Origin of the sequence: Halomonas sp. S3-1-1 (assembly GCF_023757625.1) — a bacterium.
Taxonomy (GTDB): Bacteria; Pseudomonadota; Gammaproteobacteria; order Pseudomonadales; family Halomonadaceae; genus Vreelandella.
Map to the genome: position 1 here is coordinate 703,147 of NZ_JALGBZ010000001.1, position 18,435 is coordinate 721,581.

Annotated in this window: 17 protein-coding genes; 7 read left to right on the top strand and 10 right to left on the bottom strand. The window is 62.3% G+C overall.

What is annotated here, in order from left to right; all coding sequences use genetic code 11:
- Nucleotides 1-8: 8 nt before the first annotated feature.
- From MQW23_RS03400 to fhuE, 5 genes are all read right to left on the bottom strand, one after another.
- Entirely contained in the window at nucleotides 9-872 is an 864-nt protein-coding gene (locus MQW23_RS03400; protein WP_252106406.1) for an ABC transporter ATP-binding protein, read from the bottom strand.
- On the bottom strand, nucleotides 869-1,912 hold the full coding sequence (locus MQW23_RS03405) for a FecCD family ABC transporter permease (protein WP_252106407.1): 1,044 nt from the start codon (nucleotides 1,910-1,912) through the stop codon (nucleotides 869-871). The genes MQW23_RS03400 and MQW23_RS03405 overlap by 4 nt, the downstream gene beginning before the upstream one ends.
- Complete coding sequence (locus MQW23_RS03410; protein WP_252106408.1) at nucleotides 1,909-2,979, bottom strand: FecCD family ABC transporter permease; 1,071 nt, start codon at nucleotides 2,977-2,979, stop codon at nucleotides 1,909-1,911. The genes MQW23_RS03405 and MQW23_RS03410 overlap by 4 nt, the downstream gene beginning before the upstream one ends.
- On the bottom strand, nucleotides 2,939-3,937 hold the full coding sequence (locus tag MQW23_RS03415) for an iron-siderophore ABC transporter substrate-binding protein (RefSeq protein ID WP_252106409.1): 999 nt from the start codon (nucleotides 3,935-3,937) through the stop codon (nucleotides 2,939-2,941). The genes MQW23_RS03410 and MQW23_RS03415 overlap by 41 nt, the downstream gene beginning before the upstream one ends.
- Before the next feature lie 92 nt (nucleotides 3,938-4,029).
- Complete coding sequence (gene fhuE / locus MQW23_RS03420) at nucleotides 4,030-6,174, bottom strand: ferric-rhodotorulic acid/ferric-coprogen receptor FhuE (protein WP_252106410.1); 2,145 nt, start codon at nucleotides 6,172-6,174, stop codon at nucleotides 4,030-4,032.
- Between the two features lie 292 nt (nucleotides 6,175-6,466).
- Between fhuE and MQW23_RS03425 the strand changes: the two genes are divergently transcribed.
- Nucleotides 6,467-7,996, top strand: a complete 1,530-nt coding sequence (locus tag MQW23_RS03425; protein WP_264297467.1) for a C69 family dipeptidase — start codon at nucleotides 6,467-6,469, stop codon at nucleotides 7,994-7,996.
- Between the two features lie 53 nt (nucleotides 7,997-8,049).
- Here MQW23_RS03425 and MQW23_RS03430 read toward each other — a convergent pair whose 3' ends face one another.
- Nucleotides 8,050-8,478 (bottom strand): MerR family transcriptional regulator, encoded by a 429-nt coding sequence (locus MQW23_RS03430; protein WP_252106412.1) that lies wholly within the window; start codon nucleotides 8,476-8,478, stop codon nucleotides 8,050-8,052.
- Nucleotides 8,479-8,549: 71 nt separating this feature from the next.
- Here MQW23_RS03430 and MQW23_RS03435 point away from each other — a divergent pair, with 71 nt between their 5' ends.
- A complete protein-coding gene (locus MQW23_RS03435) occupies nucleotides 8,550-9,629 on the top strand; it encodes an SO_0444 family Cu/Zn efflux transporter (protein WP_252106413.1) in 1,080 nt (359 codons plus the stop codon).
- A gap of 12 nt (nucleotides 9,630-9,641) precedes the next feature.
- Here the strand turns inward: MQW23_RS03435 and MQW23_RS03440 are convergent, their stop codons facing one another.
- Both MQW23_RS03440 and MQW23_RS03445 read right to left on the bottom strand, forming a co-directional pair.
- Nucleotides 9,642-10,169, bottom strand: a complete 528-nt coding sequence (locus MQW23_RS03440; protein WP_252106414.1) for a hypothetical protein — start codon at nucleotides 10,167-10,169, stop codon at nucleotides 9,642-9,644.
- A gap of 134 nt (nucleotides 10,170-10,303) precedes the next feature.
- Complete coding sequence (locus MQW23_RS03445; protein WP_252106415.1) at nucleotides 10,304-10,990, bottom strand: FadR/GntR family transcriptional regulator; 687 nt, start codon at nucleotides 10,988-10,990, stop codon at nucleotides 10,304-10,306.
- A 144-nt stretch (nucleotides 10,991-11,134) separates the two neighbouring features.
- Between MQW23_RS03445 and MQW23_RS03450 the strand changes: the two genes are divergently transcribed.
- Genes MQW23_RS03450 through MQW23_RS03465 form a run of 4 tightly spaced genes read left to right on the top strand, consistent with a single transcriptional unit; the run spans nucleotide 11,135 to nucleotide 15,187 of the window.
- Complete coding sequence (locus tag MQW23_RS03450; protein ID WP_252106416.1) at nucleotides 11,135-12,100, top strand: sialic acid TRAP transporter substrate-binding protein SiaP; 966 nt, start codon at nucleotides 11,135-11,137, stop codon at nucleotides 12,098-12,100.
- Nucleotides 12,100-12,690: a TRAP transporter small permease gene (locus MQW23_RS03455; protein ID WP_252106417.1), complete on the top strand. Its 591-nt coding sequence runs from the start codon at nucleotides 12,100-12,102 to the stop codon at nucleotides 12,688-12,690. The genes MQW23_RS03450 and MQW23_RS03455 overlap by 1 nt, the downstream gene beginning before the upstream one ends.
- Nucleotides 12,687-13,958 (top strand): TRAP transporter large permease, encoded by a 1,272-nt coding sequence (locus tag MQW23_RS03460; protein WP_252106418.1) that lies wholly within the window; start codon nucleotides 12,687-12,689, stop codon nucleotides 13,956-13,958. The genes MQW23_RS03455 and MQW23_RS03460 overlap by 4 nt, the downstream gene beginning before the upstream one ends.
- A 14-nt stretch (nucleotides 13,959-13,972) precedes the next feature.
- Nucleotides 13,973-15,187 carry a mandelate racemase/muconate lactonizing enzyme family protein gene (locus MQW23_RS03465; protein WP_252106419.1) on the top strand — a complete coding sequence of 405 codons (1,215 nt, stop codon included), beginning with the start codon at nucleotides 13,973-13,975 and terminating at the stop codon, nucleotides 15,185-15,187.
- Between the two features lie 131 nt (nucleotides 15,188-15,318).
- On the opposite strand, the gene MQW23_RS03470 is transcribed toward MQW23_RS03465, so the two are convergent.
- Entirely contained in the window at nucleotides 15,319-16,779 is a 1,461-nt protein-coding gene (locus MQW23_RS03470; protein WP_252106420.1) for a PQQ-dependent sugar dehydrogenase, read from the bottom strand.
- Entirely contained in the window at nucleotides 16,776-17,207 is a 432-nt protein-coding gene (locus MQW23_RS03475; protein ID WP_252106421.1) for a DUF2231 domain-containing protein, read from the bottom strand. The genes MQW23_RS03470 and MQW23_RS03475 overlap by 4 nt, the downstream gene beginning before the upstream one ends.
- A 474-nt stretch (nucleotides 17,208-17,681) precedes the next feature.
- On the opposite strand from MQW23_RS03475, the gene MQW23_RS03480 reads away from it, so the two are divergent.
- A complete protein-coding gene (locus tag MQW23_RS03480; protein WP_252106422.1) occupies nucleotides 17,682-18,404 on the top strand; it encodes an MIP/aquaporin family protein in 723 nt (240 codons plus the stop codon).
- The last annotated feature ends 31 nt before the right edge of the window (nucleotides 18,405-18,435 follow it).

Consider the following 18,435-nt stretch of genomic DNA (forward strand, 5'->3'; position numbering starts at 1 on the left):
CCCCGCCTTCACCGCGGGGCGTTTTCGTACTCAGGCGTTAAAACCTCGGGCGGTGACTCGGCCCGCGATTTAGCCTTCACGCCGCCGTGGCGCCCCAGCGGTATCATCATCGGCTTGCCGGTGACCGGGTCACTGATCACCCGGCTTTCCAGACCGAACACCTCACGCACCATCGCCTCGGTCAGCACGCTTTCGGGCGGCCCCGCCGCGTAGACGCGCCCGCCCGCCATGGCGATCAGCGTATCGGCGTAGCGGGCGGCCAGGTTCAGTTCGTGGAGTACCATCACGACGGTGGTGCCGCGGGTCTGGTTGAGCTCGGTGAGCAGGTCCAGCACCTCGATCTGGTGGTTGATGTCCAAAAACGTAGTGGGCTCGTCGAGCAGCAGAACGTTGGTCTGCTGGGCCAGCGCCATGGCGATCCACACTCGCTGGCGCTGGCCGCCGGAGAGCTCGTCCACCGCGCGCTCGGCCAGCTCGCCAAGCTGAGTGGCGGCCAGCGCGTTGGCCACGGCGGCTTCATCGGTGGCACTCCAGCGCTTGAAAAGCCCCTGGTGCGGGTGGCGGCCGCGGCTGACCAGCTCCAGTACGCTGATACCTTCCGGGGCGATGGGCGACTGCGGCAGAAAGCCAAGATTGCGTGCCAATTGGCGGCTTGCCAGCGTATGAACCGCTTGGCCGTCCAGCAGTACGCGGCCCTGCACCGGGGTGATCAGCCTTGAGAGCACGCGCAAAAGCGTTGACTTGCCGCAGGCGTTGGCCCCAACGATGGCGGTGATATGGCCAGGCGTCACATCGACACTCACGTTTTCGAGGACGCGGCGCTCGCCATAGCCGGCAGTGAGCCCTTCAGCCTGCAGAGACGATGCGTTCATAAGGCGCCCTTGCGTTGATTATCGCGAACGATCAAATAGATCAGATAAGGCGCGCCGAGCACGCCGGTGACGATGCCCACCGGGTAGCGGGCGGGCAGCCAAAACTGCCCGGCGTAGTCGCTGGCCAGCACTAAAAGCGCCCCCACCAGTGCCGAGGGCAGGAGTAGCGAACCGTTTTGGCCCACGATGCGTGCGGCGATTGGCCCGGAAAGAAACGCAACGAACGCGATGGGCCCGGAGACCGCCGTGGCAAAGGCCACCAGACCCACCGCCGTGAGCACGGTGATGATGCGGGTAGCGTTCAGGCGCACGCCGAGCCCGGCGGCCAACTCGTCGCCCATGCGCAGCGTTTCCAGGTCGTGTCGGCGGCCCAGCAGCAGTCCGCCCAGCACTACGAGCGCGCCGGCCAGCGGCAGCGCCTGTTCCAGACGTACGCCGTTGACGCTACCGGTGATCCAGCGAAGCGCTTCCTGCAGCGACCAGCTCGGCGCCTGCATCAGAAGATACGCCGTCACGCTTTGCAGCATCGCGGCAAGCCCTATACCGATGAGAATCAGCCGCGCGCCGGTCACGCCGTCGCGCCAGGAGAGCAGGTAGATCAAAAGCGCCACGCCAAGGCCTGCGGCGACGGCCGACAGCGCCACGGCCGGGCCGCTCAATGACAGCACGACGATAGCGAACACCGCGCCGGCGCTGGCGCCGCTGCTGATGCCGATGATATCGGGGCTGGCCAACGGGTTTCGCAGCAGCGTCTGAAAGGCCACACCGCCCAGACCGAAGCAGGCGCCGGTCAGAAGACACGCCACCGCCCGGGGCAGGCGCAGTTCGCGTACGGTAAAGCCCGCACCGGGTATGTCGGCGCCGGCCAGCACGCGCGCCACGGTTGCAAGCGGCGTGAAGGATTGGCCCAGCGCCAGCGTCAACAACGCGCCGGCGGCCAGACTGGCGGCCAAAAACGCCATGATGATCGTGCGCCGCCGGGCCTGGGCGCGGCGGATCTTTCGTAAATGGTCGATCTGGTGGGGGCAGGCGTGCCTCATAGCGCGCCCACCTTGCGGTTTCGCACGATCCAGATAAACACTGGCGCGCCGATGAACGCGGTGACGATGCCCACATCGAGCTCCGCCGGGTGGGCTACCAGCCGCCCGGCGACATCCGAAAGCGTTAGCAGGGCCGCCCCGGCGAGGGCGGAAAACGGTAACAGCCAACGGTAGTCACTGCCCACCAGCAGGCGGCAGGCGTGGGGCACGACCAGCCCCACGAAGCCGATGGGCCCGCATACGGCGGTCGTCGCGCCGCATAAAAGCACGGCCGCCAGCGCGGACAACAGCCGGGCCAGCATCACCTTTTCACCGAGCCCGGCGGCGGTGTCGTCGCCCAGCGCCAGCAGGTTGAGCTTGCGTGCCGCCGCCAGGGCGACGATAAAGCCGACCGCCAGAAAGGGCACAATCGGTAGGAACTGACGATACGTGGCTCCGCCAACGCCCCCCACCAGCCACGACTGCACCAGCCCCGCGATATCGCCGCGGGGCAGGATGACCGCGGTGGTCAGTGACGTAAGCGCGGCGGTGATCGCCGCCCCGGCCAGCGCCAGGCGCAGCGGCGTGGCCCCACCCCGGCCAAGACTTGCAATGGTATAGACCGCCACGGCGGCAAGGCCTGCACCCGCCAGGGCGCAGGCGATGAAGCTCAGGCTCGTCTGGATATTGAACCACGCGATTGCGACCACTACGGCAAGTGCGGCACCCGCGTTCACGCCCAAAAGGCCGGGGTCGGCCAGCGGGTTGCGCGTCAGCCCCTGCATGACGCCGCCGGCCACGCCTAACGCGGCACCGGCGAGCAGCGCTAAAAGTGTTCGCGGCAGGCGGCTGGCCACGGCGGCGTCGCCCACGCTCTGGATTTGGCCGGTGAGCGCGGCGTGAATTTCCGCCCAACCAACGTCGCGCGCCCCCAACGCCACGGACAGCGCGGCGGCCCCCATTACCAGAATGACGAGCAGTGCGCCGGTGGTCAGCCGTCGGGTTCGGTATTGCCGGCTCGCGCCCAATACGCGCGCCGTGGCCGGGTTATTCGACCTTGCCAGCGGCGTCGGCGAGCAGCGTTGCATAGTCGTCCAGTACCCAAGCAATCGACATCGGGGTCGGGTTGGCGGCGGTCCCCAAGGGGCTGTCATCCAGCATCACGACCGCACCGTTCGCTACGGCGGGCAGGCGCGAGGTCAGCGGGTTGGCCTTGAGCTCCTCCAGCAGCGATTCACCGCCGTAGGTCACCAGAATATCCACGTCGTCGAGTTCGTCGATCAGCTCGGCACTGAGGCTACCGGAAAACTGGCCCTCGGCGGAGTGATCGAGCACCACCTGGGGAGAGGTAAGCCCCAGGTCATGAAAGAACTGCACCCGTGCATCGTTATCGGAGTAGAAGGCGATCCGCCCCAGGTTATTGGGGTCCAGGTGGGTGACGAACATCGCCGTCTTGCCCTCGAGCGCCGGGTAGCGCGCGGCTGTCTCGCGAATCTGCGTCTCGAGCTCATCGATCAGCGCTTCGCCCTCTTCATCCATGCCCATACCGGCACTGTTCAGGCGAATCATGTCGCGCCAGCTCGTCGCCCAAGGACCTTCGCGGTAGGCCACTACCGGGGCGATCTGGCTGAGCGTGTCGTAATCACTCTGGCTGAGCCCGGAATAGCCGGCCAGAATCACGTCCGGGCGGCTGGCGGCCACGGCTTCGAAGTCGATGCCATCTCCCTCATCGAAAAGCACCGGGGCACGCGCATCGAGCGCGTCCAGGCGCGCCTCCACCCAGGGCAACAGGCCATTCCCATTCTGGTCGCCGAAGTTGGCCGCGGCAAAGCCCACCGGCACCACGCCGAGTGCCAGCGGCACTTCGTGGTTCGCCCAGGCAACGGTGGCGACACGCTCGGGCTTTTGTTCGAGCACGGCGGTACCCAGCGCACTCTGGATTTCCCTTGGATAGTCATCAGCGAAAACCGGGGCGACACAGAGCAGCGCGGCGGCCAGAGCGGTCAGGCATAACGAGGTGCGTATCGATCCTGTGCGGGCGTTCATGGGGCTCTCCTTGGGATAGTCTTTCAAGCGGGCCTTCAACGACGCGGCCGCCCGGGCACTGTGCCCGGGCGGCCGCGAGGGACGTGAATGGCTTAGAACGCGTAGCGCAGCGTCGAGGAGATGCTGCGCGGCTCGCCGTAAACGCCGTAGCCGTTGACGTGGCTGTAGTACTTCTCGTCGAACAGGTTATCCACGTTGACCTGCAGGCTGAGTGCCGGGGTGAACTCATAGCGGCCGAACAGGTTGGTCAGCGTGTAGCTGCCCTGCTCGAAACGCTCGGGCAGGCCCGCCGGGGTGCTGAGGTTGCTGGCGGTCAGGCTGCTTTGCCAGTTGACGCCACCGCCCAGGGTCAGCTCACGAAGCTGTGGTACGTGGTAGCTTGCAAACAGCTTGAACAGCGAGCGCGGCTGGTTGAGGTTGAAGTCGTCCTCATCAGAGGTGGCGGTGAAGTGCGAGTAGCCCACGGTCATGTCGAGATCGTCGGTCACCGCACCGCTGAGTTCCACCTCGAAGCCTTCGCTCACAATGCCATCGACGCCTTCGTAAAACGTTTCGGTCTGGCCGGGCAGCCCCGGTAGCGCCGCGGCGACGTTGTCCTGCTCGATGCGAAACACGGAGGCCGAGCCGTTCAAAAGGCCATCGAACCAGGCGGCCTTGAGACCGGTTTCATAGTTCTTGCCCTCGACCGGGTCGATATAGCTGCCACCGATATCGAGATAGTTCTGCGGCTCGAAGATTTCGGTGTAGCTGGCAAACGCCGAGTAGGTGTCGTTAATGTCATACACCAGCCCGCCGTAGGGCGTGACTTCGTACTTGCTCTGACTGTCCAGGCTACGGAACTGGGTCATGCCCTCCCACTCGGTGTAACGGGCGCCGGCGATCAGCGTCAGCGGGTCAGCCAGCGAAAAGCGCGCCGCCGAGTAGACGGCTTTTTGGCGCGTGCTCGAGGCCTCGGACGGCGCAAACGGCGCCCAGCCTTCATTGGGCGCGGCGCCGTTCCAGTTGTTGAAGTCCTCAACCGCGAAACCGTCGATGAAGGTGTTCTCGTAGTCGTTGGTCTGGTCGCTGTAGCTGCCGCCAACGACCAGCTCGTGCTCGCGGCCGAACAGCTGGAAGGGGCCGCTTGCCTGGGCATCGACGGAGTCGACCTCGCGGTGGCCACGGTTCCAGCCGGTGTAGAAAAACACGCCGCTGCCGTCCGCTCGGTTGGGTACCGCCCCCTCCACGTAGGGGTAGGCGAGCTTGCCGTCCATGTCCGTCTCTTCGTGGGTGCCGACCACCCGTGCCTGCCAGCCGTTGCCGAACTGGTGGCTGATCTCGGCGAAGACCTTCTCGGATTCGAAGTCGTAGTAGGACCAGTCCGGTGCGACGCTGAACGAGCGCGAGTAGTCGGTCGGGGTGCCGTCATCGAACCACAGCGGAAGCCCGCCCCAGGTGGGCGAGGAGGTGTGGCTGTCCTGATAGTCGAAGCCGAGCGACACGGTCGTAGCGTCGGTGACGTCCGCGTCGATCACGCCATAGCCGAAGGTGCGGCGCTTGTCTTCGCGATCAAGAAACGCACCGCCTTCCTCATAGCCGCCAATAAAGCGCGCGCGCACGTCGCCGGAGGCGGTGAGCGGGGTGGAAAGATCCACGGTGCTGCCGCGCTTGTCCCAGCTGCCCAGCGTCCCTGAGACAGAACCTTCGAACTCGCGACTGTCGGCGCGCTTGCGCACGAAGTTGACCGAGGCGCCGGGGTTGCCCGAGCCGGTGGTCAGGCCGTTGGCGCCGCGAATGACTTCCACGCGGTCGTAGATCGCGGTGTTGAGTCGGCCTTCGCCGAAGTACCAGCGGCCGTCGCGGTTGAGCGTGGGAATGCCGTCGTACTGGTAGCTGTTGATCCGAAAACCGCGTGAGTTGAAGCTGACCCGCTCGCTGTCGATCTTGTTGGTCGAAATACCGGTGGTGTTGGCCAGCACGTCTTCGACCGAGTCCAGGTTCTGATCGCGAATGCGCTGCTCGGTGACGATGCTGATCGCTTGGGGTAGCTCTCTTTGTGTGAGCGTAAGCCCCGTGCCGGCGGTGGTGCTGCGCCGCGTGTAGCCGATGTTCTCGTAGAGGTTGGTGGCGGTGACCGTCACGGTTTCGAGCGTTTGAGACTCGTTTTCAGCCTGTGCGAACGCCTGACCGGCACACAGCAGGCAGCTTGACGCCAGAACCGTGACGGTCGCATTGGCGACGAAAGGTGCGGTTTTCATAGGATCCCTTGAAGTAAGGTGTGCCGATGCTCGTCGGCAGTTTTTATGCATATCGCTGCTATAAATAGTATAAAAACGATCGTTTAATGTAAATGCACCTGATAATGATTGTTTTTTGTAAATGAGACTATTTGTTTCTTGATGAGCTTCAGCCGCGATAAAAAAGCGTTGCTATTAAATTTTTGGAAGTGCCGAGCGTTACTTGAATAAATATTCATTTATGGATTTTTTTATATATCATAATAATCTTTTATAATCTTTGTTTTAACAGAATGATAGGGACATACAAAGGATGACAAAACGCTCTCTCTTGAAAACGGCTACCTTGGCCGCTCCATTGCTTGTGCTTAGCTCTTCTGCTTTTGCAAGTTATGCTTACTACGTGGGGAAAAATCATACCGCCGATGGGGCAGTGATGATTGGCGGTACCGGTGAGGAAGTTTCCAGTCACTGGCTGCACATCGAATCCGCCGCCGATCACGCGTCCGGTGACACCGTCAGCGTCGGCGTCACCGACGAGGCGTCCATGCCTGGCGAGCTGATCGATATTCCCCAGGTCTCGCGTACCTTTCGCTATCTGTCGATGTCCTACTCCGACTACAAGGGCTTTCCAGCGCCGCTGACCAACGGCGGTATCAACGAGCACGGCGTGGCCGTGCGAGACGTCTGGGCAACCAATCGCGAAGAACTCGTGAACATGACCGCCGATCCTCAGCGAGGACCGCAGTACAGCGACTTGGCGCGACTGGTGCTGGAGCGGGCCACCACCGCGCGTGAGGGCGTCGAGCTGATCGGTGAACTGATCGCCGAGCACGGCTACTCGACCTACGGCGGCAACACCCACCTGATTGCCGATGCCGACGAAGGCTGGGTGGTCTGGGAGTTCGCCGGAAGCCAAGGGCTGTGGGCCGCCGAGCGACTGGGCGACGACGATATTCGCGTGCTCTACCCGGGATACATCGAAGACTTCCCCGTCGATTTCGCCGACGATCCCGACTTCATGGCATCGGACAACCTCGTCTCCTTTGCTGAAGAGCAGGGCTGGTACGAAAGCGGAGACGCTTTCAATGTGTTCGCCATTTACGGTCGTCAGGGGGCCGAAGCACGCACCGGCGGTTTCAAGTACATGTCACAGGCGGATATTGAAGACGAACTTCAGGATCTTGCACCGCTTACCGAGCGCGACATGATGGACATGGTGCGCGATCAACGTATCGCCGACGACGAAGCGGGTTACGGCCAGGTCGCGACACTCAAGGCCGATACCGACCCGGACATGCAGAGGATCTGGGTTGCGCCCACCGGCTCGCTGGCCGCGCCATTCATTCCCTGGTGGCTGGGCGTCCAGGAGGTGCCGATGGAGTACGGTCAGCACCGCTACCTCACCAAGGCAGCGCCTTCGACGTTCTTGAACCCTGATTTCCAGGTGCAGGAGGGCAGTCACTTCGCTGGCCGCCGCTTCAAGCAGGTGATGTATCTGATGTGTGAACAGCCCGAGCGCTTCCACGAGGAGGTGACCGAACTGCTGGAAGGATTCGAGCAGGCGAGCTTCAATGATCTGGAATGGGTAGAGAGCGCCGCCGAGCTTTTGATCGAGCAAGACAAGCGCGCCGAAGCGCAGCAGCTTCTGACCTTCTTTAGCCAGCAACGTGCCAGCGAGGCGCTTGACTTGGGGGATACGCTTGTCGACTGGCTGTACGCGTCGCTGACGTTGAGCGGTCAGAATCGCTTGCCGGAAAGTGCTCTGATCAACGATCAGGGTGGCGAAACCGTCAACTGCCTTGTGGACGCTGATCCGGACAGACCGCGCGATGCTCAGTAACGCTTTGCACAGCGCTTCAAAGCCTCCCCGGCACCGGGGAGGCTTTTTTATTATCAGTCGGTGGGCTTCGAGTGAGGCAGTTGGTGCTCATAAAGCGTTTGAATGATCCGGCACTCGGCGGTCGTGCCGCCCCGGCACTGATCCACCACTTGGCGCAGCTCGTCGGCCAGCGCCTGAAGCGCGCGAATACGTTCTTCCAGATGCGTCAAGTGGCGGCTGGCGATATCGTCGGCGATGGCACAGCTGTGCTCCGGCTGATCTGACAGCGTCAGCAACTCCTGAATGGTGCTCAAATCGAGCCCCAGTTCTCGGCCGTGGCGAATGAAGCCGATACGCGACAGTGCCTCGTCGCTGTAGTACCGATAGCCCTGCTCGCCGCGAGCGGGCGGCTTCAATAAACCGAGCTTCTCGTAATGGCGGATGCTTTCCGGTGAGCAGCCCGTGCGCTGGGCCACCTCGCCGATGCGGTAGACGTTGCTCATGGCTTGACCCTGTAACGGTTACAGGGTCCAGGCTAACGCTTGTACCCTCGCTCTACAAGCAGGAGCTCACGATGAACACCATTAATACCTTATTGAGCGTTGCCCTTAGCGCCGCTCCCTGGCTGCTGCTAGGGTTATTTGTCGCCGGGCTGATCAAGGCCTTTCTTTCCGAGCAGATGCTCACGCGCTGGCTGGGTGGTACCGGTTTGGGCAGCATTTTGCGCGCTGCCGTCATCGGGATGCCGCTACCGCTATGTTCCTGCGGCGCCATTCCCACCGCCATGGCGCTGCACCGGGGCGGGGCGGGGCGCGGCCCGACCACCTCGTTTTTGATCAGCACGCCGGGCGTGGGGGCCGACTCCATCTTTTTGACCAGCGCGCTGCTCGGCCCCTTGATGGCGCTTTTACGCGTGGTGGGGGCGTTAGTGACCGCGATCATCACCGGCGTATTGATCAGCTTTACCAAAGAACGCGCGGTGGCCGTTAACGCGGGGCCGAGCGGCGGCTGCTGTGGCTCGCACGATACTCACGACCACGACCACGACCACGACCACGACCACGACCACGACCATGAGAATAGCGCGGCCAGCGACGCGCCAGAGACGCTTATGGGCCGCTTACTGGGCGGGCTTCGCTACGCCTTTAGCGAGCTGCTGGACGATTTCAGCGTCTGGATCTTTGCCGGGCTGCTGCTGGCCGGCGTACTGATGGCCTGGGTATCGCCGGACGCGTTGGCCGGACTCTCCGGAGGGCCGCTGGCGCTGGCAGTGATGGCACTCGTGGGTATTCCGCTTTACGTGTGCGCCGCCGCGGCCACGCCGATCGCCGCGGGGCTCTTGCTCGCCGGCATCACCCCGGGCATGGCGCTAGTCTTTCTGCTGGCCGGCCCGATCACGAGTTTGGCCACACTGGCCGTCTTTCGCCGCGAACTCGGCACTACGGCGCTGGCGATCTACATGGTCAGCATTTTCGTGGTGACGGTGGCGCTGGGCGCGCTGGTCGATGCGGTGCTGACGCACGTCGATATCGACCCGGTCAGCCAGGCGGGGCAGGTACAGGCGCTGCTGCCTTCGGGTATCGAATGGGTGGCGCTAGCGGTGCTGAGCTTTTTTGCCCTGCGTCCGCTGCGCCGCCGGGTGTTGGGGTTTTAGAGAAGAAAAGCGTTAGCGCGGCTCATTCGGCGCCTCGATCGGTTCGGGCGTGATGTCGATGGGCTCGCGCAGCGCCTGTTTTTGCTCCAGCGTTTCGAGCGCGATTTGATAGCACTCCTCGATATGTTTGGTGCCCATGTACTTCATGGCGGTGTAGCTGATGGTACCGGCCACGGCGCTGCCAATGACCGGGACGAATTTCGACGTTCCCTTGGCGGCGATCTTGAACCCCATCTTCTGCAGCAGGTTGATGATCAGCTTGCGGGTGATGTACTTGCCCGCCATCTTGCTGCCCACGTTGGAAATCGCGGTCATCACCATGACCTTCGACTGAGTATCCAGGTCATCGATCTGCTCCGGCGTCAGGCCAAAGCGCTCGTTGATTTGCGGAATCAAGCGCAGAAGAATCGCCACGTCGGAGCCGATGTCCACGCCCGGAATTGGGATGATGGCGGCGCCGGCGGAAAGGCTCGAGCTGCGGTTCACCTTCTTTTGACAGGCCGCTTTCGCGCTTTCGAGTTCTGCGATGGTTTCGATCATGGTGCCTTTCTCCTTGCATCGGCGTTGCGAAGTCGCGCATCGCTGCCTTCCCTGCAGCGTTACCCGGTTAAAGCGAATGCCCGCGCGCTCATCTTCACGCCCGGCCTTCAAAGCGTAGCCAATAAGAAAAGAGCTCACACCATGATTCGTTCAAACGATGCCCGGATATGATGCGCCATGGTCTCGCGCGCGATTAAAGGCTCACCCGTGCGAATAGCGTCAACGATGGCATCGTGCTCCTGAGCGACCTGCTGAGCGTGCAAAATCAGGTCGCTTTCAGATTTTTTCTGATGAAAGCGAGCACCGAATATTACGCCGGTTTGCAGGGTCAACAGCGAACTCAGCAAAAACTTGTTGCCGGCGATCTTGGCGATCTGCAGATGGAAATCAAAATCTTCCTGGGAGCCCTGCTTACCGTGACGAAACATCCGGCGTAGCGCCCAGGCTTTCTCTTCGATACGGGTGACTCCCTCAACGCTCTGGTGGGTGGCGGCGAGCGCTGCAGATTCGGTTTCGATCAGCAGGCGAAAGTCGAACAGCGCCGCAAGGTCGTTTTGGTCATTGACGAAGTTCGGTGCGTCCAGCTCCGTCACTGGTCGGGCGGCGACGAACAGGCCGGCCCCTTGGCGAGAGACGATCAATCCCTCGGCTTTCAGACGTGCGGTCGCGCTTCTCACCGCGCTGCGGCTGAGTTCGTAGCGCCGCGAGAGTTCGGCCTCGGTCGGAAGCTTGGCGCCGCGCAGGTACTGACCGCGCACGATCCAGTGGTGCATGTCGTCGTAGAGCGCGGCCACCTTTTCGACTTTCGTCTTTGTTGTCATGCCTGCCGTTCCGTTTTTTGAATTTTTAGCTTTTAAAAACAATTGGTTGACGTTTTTTATAGGTATCGATAATAAACAAATTGCTGGGGTCCGTCATTTTACGTGTACTGGAGGCTGGCTGTTCGTCTTAACAAGGAGATAACAATGCGTGTACGCCAACCTCTCACCGCACTGGCCCTGTCGCTTTCGCTGGTCTCGGCCGCCCAGGCCAACGATTTCGTGTTTGGTCATATCTACGAGGCAAGCCATAGCCATCACAAATGGGCGCAGTGGGCCGCCGAGGAGATCGAAAAGCGCAGTGAAGGCCGCCACACTGTCGAGGTATTTCCCTCGTCACAGCTGGGTAATGAAGTCGAACTCAACGAAGGGCTGGACTTGGGTGTCGTCGACATCATCTATACCGGCAATGCCTTTGCCGGCAACGCCTACCCGCCCATTGCGCTCGGCAGTGCCCCTTTCGTGTTCAGGGATTTCGATCACTGGCTCGCTTACGCGAACAGCGATCTTTTCCAGGAGCTCGCTCAGGGCTATGAAGACACCACCGGCCACGTGCCGCTGGGGTTGATCTACTTCGGTCAGCGCCACGTAACGGCCAACGAGCCCAAGCTGACGCCGGATGACATGCAAGGCATGAAGATTCGTGTGCCCGATGCGCCGCTTTTGCTGATGTTCCCGCGCGCCGTGGGCGCCAACCCCACGCCGATCGCCTTCTCGGAAGTCTATCTGGCGCTTCAGCAGGGCGTGGTCGATGGCCAGGAGAACCCGCTGCCGATCATCCAGGCGATGAAGTTCGATGAGGTACAGTCGGATATTTCGCTGACCGGTCACATCTTCGATAGCCAGCCGATCATCATGAGTGGCGATGCCTGGTCGCAGCTGTCTGAAGAAGATCAAACCATGTTCCGGGACGTTTTCCGGGAAGCGGGCGAGCAGGGTAGCCTGGATATCCAGCAGCAGGAGCAGGCACTGGTGTCCTGGTTCGAGGAGAACGGCACTCGTGTTCACGAGGTGGACCGCGCCCCCTTCGCCGAACTCGTGCGCCCCTACCTCACCGCCGATGACGTGGGCTGGAGCGTTGAGCAGCTCGAGCGCCTGGAGGCGATCGAGTAATGAACGATGATCAGGGCCGCCATCACGACCCGGTGGCACGCCATGACGCTTTTGGCCGCGAATCCGCGGCCGATCATGGCGCTCAACGCGCGCTCGACCCCGCGCCGAGCGTTTCCGCTATTGAACCTGCCCCGCCCAAGTGGGTGTTCGAGGATCACGTGGCGTTGGGCGTGCTGATGTTGCTGGGCGGGGTCGTGTTCGCCCAGTTTCTATCGCGCTACGTCTTCAACCACTCGATCGGCTGGACCGAGGAGGGCGCTCGCATGCTGCTGGTGCTTTTGGTCTTTATCGGCGCCGCCGGGGCGGCATCGAGGCGCGGGCATATCTACGTGGAAATTCTCGAGCTTGTGCTGCCCGAGCGTGGCAAGCGCTGGCTGAAAGGCTTCAACAACCTGCTGAGCGCGGTCTTTTTCGCCTACGTGGCCTGGCTTGCCTGGCAGGTGGGTCAGCGGGTCTGGAACTCCAGCATGAGCACGCTGCCGATCTCCAAGGGGTGGATCTATACGGTCGTGGCCGCTGCCCTTTTGATGATGGCGTATCGGCTCGCGCGCCAGGGCATCAGCCACTGGCGGGGAGGGGCATCGTCATGATCATTCTGCTTTTCGCAGCGCTTGGCGTGCTGCTGCTGATCGGCGCGCCGGTGGCAGTGGCGCTGGCCGGGTCGTCGCTGATCTACCTGCTTGCCGCCGACCGCATTCCGGACATCGTCCTGATCCAGCGTATGGTGGGTGGGGTGGACAGCTTTCCGCTGCTGGCGGTGCCGTTTTTCATCCTCGCCGGCAACCTGATGAACGTGTGCGGCGTGACCGAGCGTATCTTCAATTTCGCCGATTCCATGGTGGGTTGGATGCGCGGTGGGCTTGGCCACGTCAATGTGGGCGCCTCGGTCATTTTCGCCGGCATGTCGGGCGCTGCGATCGCCGATGCCGGCGGGCTCGGGGCGGTCGAGATCAAGGCGATGCGGGAAAAGGGCTATGACGTCGATTTCGCCGTGGGCATCACCGGCGCCTCCTCGACGGTCGGGCCGATCATCCCGCCGTCGCTGCCGCTGGTGGTATACGGCGTGGTGGCCGGCGCCTCGATCGGCCAGCTGTTCGTTGCCGGTATCGTGCCGGGGCTTCTGATCGCGGGGCTTTTGATGCTGATGGTCGCGGTGATCTCGCATCGGCGCGGCTACCCGGTCGGTGAGCGCTTCTCGATTCGGCGGCTGGTCTCGAGCTTCATTCACGCGGCGCTGTCGCTGCTGATTCCAGTGATCATCGTGGGCGGTATCGTGCTGGGCATCTTCACGCCCACCGAAAGCGCAATTGCTGCGGTGGCCTACGTGCTGGTGCTGGCCACGCTCGTTTACCGCAGCGCCGGCTGGCGCCAGATCATCACCGTTTTCCGGGAAACCATCGAAATGACGTCGGTGGTGCTATTGATCGTCGCGGCGTCCTCGATATTCGCCTGGATCCTCACTCGTGAAGGCGTGCCGACGGCCTTTGCCGGGGCCGTCATGGCGGTGGCCGACAACCCGATTTTGATTCTGATTCTGATCAATCTGATTTTGCTGGTGGTTGGCTGCTTCATGGAGACCGTGGCGGCGATCACGATCCTGACGCCGGTGCTCTTGCCGCTGGCCGTGCAGGCCGGTGTCGACCCTGTGCAGTTCGGTATCATCATGGTGCTCAATTTAATGATCGGGCTTTTGACGCCGCCGGTGGGGCTGGTGCTGTTAGTACTGGCGCGGGTGGCAGATATCTCGTTTCCCCGCGCTGTGCGGGCCACCGTGCCGTTCATCGCCGCTCTGCTGGTATCGCTGGTGCTGATCACCTTCATTCCGGCGCTCACGCTCTGGCTGCCAAGCCTCATCTAATTCGGAGTTTTCGCATGACTTCATCTCTCCATGGCGCCCGAAGCAGCGCTACTATCAATGGCGCCCGAAGCAGCGCCACCACCGTGTCGGATGCGCGGATCGAGTCGATCGATATGGTGCCCATCGCAAGCTTCCTGCCGGCCGACGGCGGCTACGGCAGCGCGCGTGAAATCGGCCACGCGCGTATGGCAACGCTGGTCTTCGTACGCTTCGCCTCGGGCATTGTGGGCATCGGCGAGTGCTACGGGCCGCCGAAAACCACGCTTGCCTACCTAGATATTCTGCGCGAGGCCTACGTCGGCCAGAGTGCCTTCGATCACCGGGTGATCTGGCGGCGCATGACCAACGTGCTTTATCACGTGCGCGCCCAGAGCCAGCTCGCCGCGGCGGTCAGCGGGCTGGATATCGCGCTGCACGACGGGATCGGCCAACTGCTGGGGCTGCCGATCTACCGCCTGCTCGGCGGCGAAGAGCAGGCATCGGTCCAGGTCTACGCCTCCGGCGGCTACTTCCACGAACCTAAAGCGCTCCCGCTGGAAGCGCAGCTCGAACGCGTGGCCGGTAAGTTTGAGGGTTACAAGATCAAGATCGGCCGCGGCATCAAAAGTGATGTCGAGCGCATGAGCACCGCGCGACGCATCCTGGGCGATGACGTGGCCATCATGGCGGACATCAACGGCGCCTACACCGCGGATATCGCGCTGGAAGCCATGGAGGCGCTCGCGCCGTATCGCCCCTACTGGATCGAAGAGCCCGTTGCGCCGGAAGATCTGCCCGGGTTCCGGCGGCTGGCCTCGCGCCGGTCGGGGCGCATCGCGGCGGGGGAGGCCTCGGTCAACGCGGTGGAGTTTCGCGAGCTGGCGGCGACCGGCGGGGTCGATGTGCTGATGCCGGATCTCAACCTGTGCGGTGGCTTCGTCGAGGCGCTACGTATCGCCGACATGGCGCAGTTGAACGGTCTGAGGGTATCGCCTCACGTATGGGGGAGTGCGGTGGGCATCGTGGCCGCCGCGCACTACGCCGCCGCGCTTGCGCCGCACCCGCACCCGGCACGCGATCACACCCCGACCTGGGTCGAGTTCGACGTCTCCGCCGACAACCCGCTACGCGAGGCGCTCTTGAGTGAACCGCCATGCCTGGATCACGGCCAGTTGGCGCTGCCGAAAGGGCCGGGGCTGGGGATCGACATCGACCGCGAGCGACTCGCCGCGCTCACCATCGACGTGTAGGAAAACTGGAAAGAAAAAGGGGCGCTGACCGTCTGGCCAGCGCCCCTTTTTCGTCAACGTATCGTTTTACAGCACCGTTCTAACGAACCGTTCTGGTAACACCATTGTGATCGAACGGCCCGGTAGCGACGTTACTCCTCGGCGGTTGGTTGCTCGTCGCCAGTGTCGGTGTCGTCATTGTCAGTATCGCCATTATCGATGTCGTCGGTATCGCTGGAGGCCGGCTCGCTTGCGCTGGACGTCTCGTTGGCCTCGGTGTTTTCCGCGTCGTTGCTGGCGGCGGTCACGACCGGGTTGTCCGGGGCGATGCGCCATACCACGTTGGTCAGGTCGTCGGCGACGATTACCGCGCCGTCCGGGGCGACGGTGACGCCGACCGGGCGGCCGCGAGCGTTGCCGTCCTCGGTCAAAAAGCCGCTGACGAAATCGATCGGATCACCGGCGGGCTGGTCGTTCTCGAACGGAATGAAGACCACCTTGTAGCCGGCTGGGTCGGCGCGGTTCCAACTGCCGTGCTCGCCAACGAACACGCCGTCGGCGTACTCATCGCCCACCTCAGGGATGGAGAACGCCACGCCCAGCGGCGCCACGTGGGAGCTTAAGCTGTAATCCGGAGCGATCGCGGCATCGACCTTTGCCTGATTCTGGGGCTGAACGCGCGGGTCGACGTTCTGGCCCCAGTAGCTGTAGGGCCAGCCGTAGAAGCCGCCTTCCTGCACCGTGGTGAGATAGTCCGGTACCAGGTTCGGGCCCAGCTCGTCGCGCTCGTTGACCACCGCCCAGAGCTGATCGGTGCCGGGCTGGATGGCGAAGTCGGTGGGGTTTCGAAGGCCGGTGGCGTAGGGGCGGTGAGCGCCGGTCTCGGCATCGATTTCCCACACCTCGGCACGATTGACCTCGGCGTCCATGCCGCGCTCGGTGATGTTGCTGTTCGAACCGATGCCGACGTACAGGTACTGGCCGTCGGCGCTGGCGACCATCGCCTTGGTCCAGTGGTGATTGATCTCGGCGGGAAGCTGCGCGATCACTTCCGGCGCGCCGCTGGCCTGGGTTTGGCCCTCTTCGTAGTCAAAGCGTACCAGCGCGTCCTGATTGGCCACGAACAGGTCATTGTCGATCAGCGCCAGGCCGTAAGGGGCGTTCAGGTCCTCGGCGAAAACGGACTGCTCATAGGTACCGTCGCCATTGGGGCGCAAAAGCGTCAGACGATCGCCGCTTTCGACCGAGGTGTTGCCCTTGCTTTTGATCACCCCGGCGATGAAATCCTTGGGCTTGAGCTGCGGCGCGTTTCCGCCGCTGCCTTCGGCCACCAGTATATCGCCACCCGGCAGCACGATGGTCTGGCGCGGCACCAGAAGATCGGTGCCGATGGCGGAGATCGTATAGCCTTCAGGCACGGTGGGGAGTTGATTGCCCCACTCGGCGGGCTCCGGCACGGTCATGCTCGGTAACAGGCCGCGCTCGGGCTCCGGCAGCGTTGGGTTGGGGCCGTAAGGCTGCTCGACATCGGCGGCATTGACGCCAGTGGCGACCAGCAGGGCGGAAAGAGGCGCCAGATAGCGGGCGCGAGGCTTAAGGCGAAAGGCATTCATGAGGCGACTCCGGCGGCGCGCGTGCGGGTAAATCCGAGAAAAAGAGCGACCAGGGTCAGTACGACCACGACGATCGAGAGCATCAGGCCGGCGGGCATCATCGCCCAGGCGTCTTTAGCGTGAACCAGCGCGTTGATGAAGCCGAGCACCCAGCTCACCACCAGCACCGCCAGATACACAAGCGACAGCCCCTTGCCCCGCTCGGCGCGAAAAACGCCGATCAGCGCGGCGAGAATCGCGAAACCGTTGAAGACCAGCCCCCCGGCGATCATCCAGGACGCGAACGTGCCCCACTGGATGTGATAGCTGGTGAAATAGGCGTAGTCGCTCAGGGCGGCGCCGAGAAAAAGCGGGAGCATGCCCGCCAACAAAACGGCGTGAAGCGGATGAATGCCGCTATAAGCCCTGGGGTGTGCAGTCGTCTGCATGGTGTTCCTCCTTGATGAATGACCCGGTGCGGTGCGCCGGACAGGTCTGCTCTACGGCAGGCTTTCATGGGCCCGTGTAATGACCGCCTGCTTGAGTATAGAAGACGTTGTGCCAGGGCAGACAACATTCCTTCCACACTCGGAGATGAGTGCATGAAAGAAGAGCGCATTCACGTGATCCGATGCCGCGCTGTTCGTTAATTGACACGACGAAAGTTTTTTGCTTTCGCGTAACTTGTTATTTACTAGCGGTAATTGATTGCTCAACTAATGTCTAATGAGGCGTTAATTCTAATCGAATCAGTGGCTTTTGGATGGTTTCCAGGTTTTTTCGGAATTTTATATTGTTTTTTATTATCGCCCCGATAGGATGCCGAAAAAGAAAACGATATTTTCGAAAAAGAACACGTGCGCCTGCTTGTACCTCTAAGTAGGGCAGGCGCACGAGCCGATAAACGCACCGGTTGGAACGCCATGCTTGGAACCATTTTTTTTCATGAAATCGCCGGAACGGCCATATTGACGCTGCTGGGCTGCGGGGTAGTGGCGAACGTGCTGTTAAACGGCACCAATGGCAAGGGAAGCGATGGTATCGTTATCTTTTTTGGCTGGGGTTTGGCCGTGTTTTGCGCGGTGTACGTCGCCTTCGATACCGGCGCGCACATCAACCCGGCGGTGACGCTGGCGCTCTTGGTGGGTCCGGCCAGCGAGTACGCGCCGAATATTCCGATCACCGCCGCCACCACGCTTGCCTACTTTAGCGCCGAGTTCATCGGCGCGTTCATCGGCGCGGTGGTGTGCTATCTGGCTTATAAAAAGCACTACGACGCTACCGACCAGGCGCCTGCGATTCTCGCCACGTTTTCGACCGGGCCGTCCATTGCCGCTTATGGGTGGAACCTGGTGACCGAGATTATCGGTACCTTCGTGCTGATCTTTGTCATTATCATGTTCGGTAACACGCCCTCCGGGCTTGGCCCGCTGGCGGTGGCACTGTTGGTGGTATCGATCGGCGCGTCATTGGGTGGGCCCACCGGCTACGCGATCAACCCCGCCCGCGATTTGGGCCCGCGTATTGCCCACGCGCTACTACCCATCAAGCACAAACAGGGCAGCAACTGGGCCTACGCTTGGGTGCCCATCGCAGGGCCCCTGATTGGCAGCACGCTTGCCGGGCTTGCCGCCCACGTCTACTAGCGCGGCTCGACGCCCGTTACCCTATTTCTTA

What these genes read in the sequence shown, in the direction of transcription:
- MQW23_RS03475 (WP_252106421.1), bottom strand. Translation starts at nt 17,207, where the DNA reads ATGCAGACGACTGCACACCCCAGGGCTTATAGCGGCATTCATCCGCTT.
- MQW23_RS03455 (WP_252106417.1), top strand. Translation starts at nt 12,100, where the DNA reads ATGAACGATGATCAGGGCCGCCATCACGACCCGGTGGCACGCCATGAC.
- MQW23_RS03470 (WP_252106420.1), bottom strand. Translation starts at nt 16,779, where the DNA reads ATGAATGCCTTTCGCCTTAAGCCTCGCGCCCGCTATCTGGCGCCTCTT.
- MQW23_RS03445 (WP_252106415.1), bottom strand. Translation starts at nt 10,990, where the DNA reads ATGACAACAAAGACGAAAGTCGAAAAGGTGGCCGCGCTCTACGACGAC.
- MQW23_RS03425 (WP_264297467.1), top strand. Translation starts at nt 6,467, where the DNA reads ATGACAAAACGCTCTCTCTTGAAAACGGCTACCTTGGCCGCTCCATTG.
- MQW23_RS03410 (WP_252106408.1), bottom strand. Translation starts at nt 2,979, where the DNA reads ATGCAACGCTGCTCGCCGACGCCGCTGGCAAGGTCGAATAACCCGGCC.
- MQW23_RS03465 (WP_252106419.1), top strand. Translation starts at nt 13,973, where the DNA reads ATGACTTCATCTCTCCATGGCGCCCGAAGCAGCGCTACTATCAATGGC.
- MQW23_RS03460 (WP_252106418.1), top strand. Translation starts at nt 12,687, where the DNA reads ATGATCATTCTGCTTTTCGCAGCGCTTGGCGTGCTGCTGCTGATCGGC.
- MQW23_RS03415 (WP_252106409.1), bottom strand. Translation starts at nt 3,937, where the DNA reads ATGAACGCCCGCACAGGATCGATACGCACCTCGTTATGCCTGACCGCT.
- MQW23_RS03435 (WP_252106413.1), top strand. Translation starts at nt 8,550, where the DNA reads ATGAACACCATTAATACCTTATTGAGCGTTGCCCTTAGCGCCGCTCCC.
- MQW23_RS03440 (WP_252106414.1), bottom strand. Translation starts at nt 10,169, where the DNA reads ATGATCGAAACCATCGCAGAACTCGAAAGCGCGAAAGCGGCCTGTCAA.
- fhuE (WP_252106410.1), bottom strand. Translation starts at nt 6,174, where the DNA reads ATGAAAACCGCACCTTTCGTCGCCAATGCGACCGTCACGGTTCTGGCG.
- MQW23_RS03405 (WP_252106407.1), bottom strand. Translation starts at nt 1,912, where the DNA reads ATGAGGCACGCCTGCCCCCACCAGATCGACCATTTACGAAAGATCCGC.
- MQW23_RS03450 (WP_252106416.1), top strand. Translation starts at nt 11,135, where the DNA reads ATGCGTGTACGCCAACCTCTCACCGCACTGGCCCTGTCGCTTTCGCTG.
- MQW23_RS03480 (WP_252106422.1), top strand. Translation starts at nt 17,682, where the DNA reads ATGCTTGGAACCATTTTTTTTCATGAAATCGCCGGAACGGCCATATTG.
- MQW23_RS03400 (WP_252106406.1), bottom strand. Translation starts at nt 872, where the DNA reads ATGAACGCATCGTCTCTGCAGGCTGAAGGGCTCACTGCCGGCTATGGC.
- MQW23_RS03430 (WP_252106412.1), bottom strand. Translation starts at nt 8,478, where the DNA reads ATGAGCAACGTCTACCGCATCGGCGAGGTGGCCCAGCGCACGGGCTGC.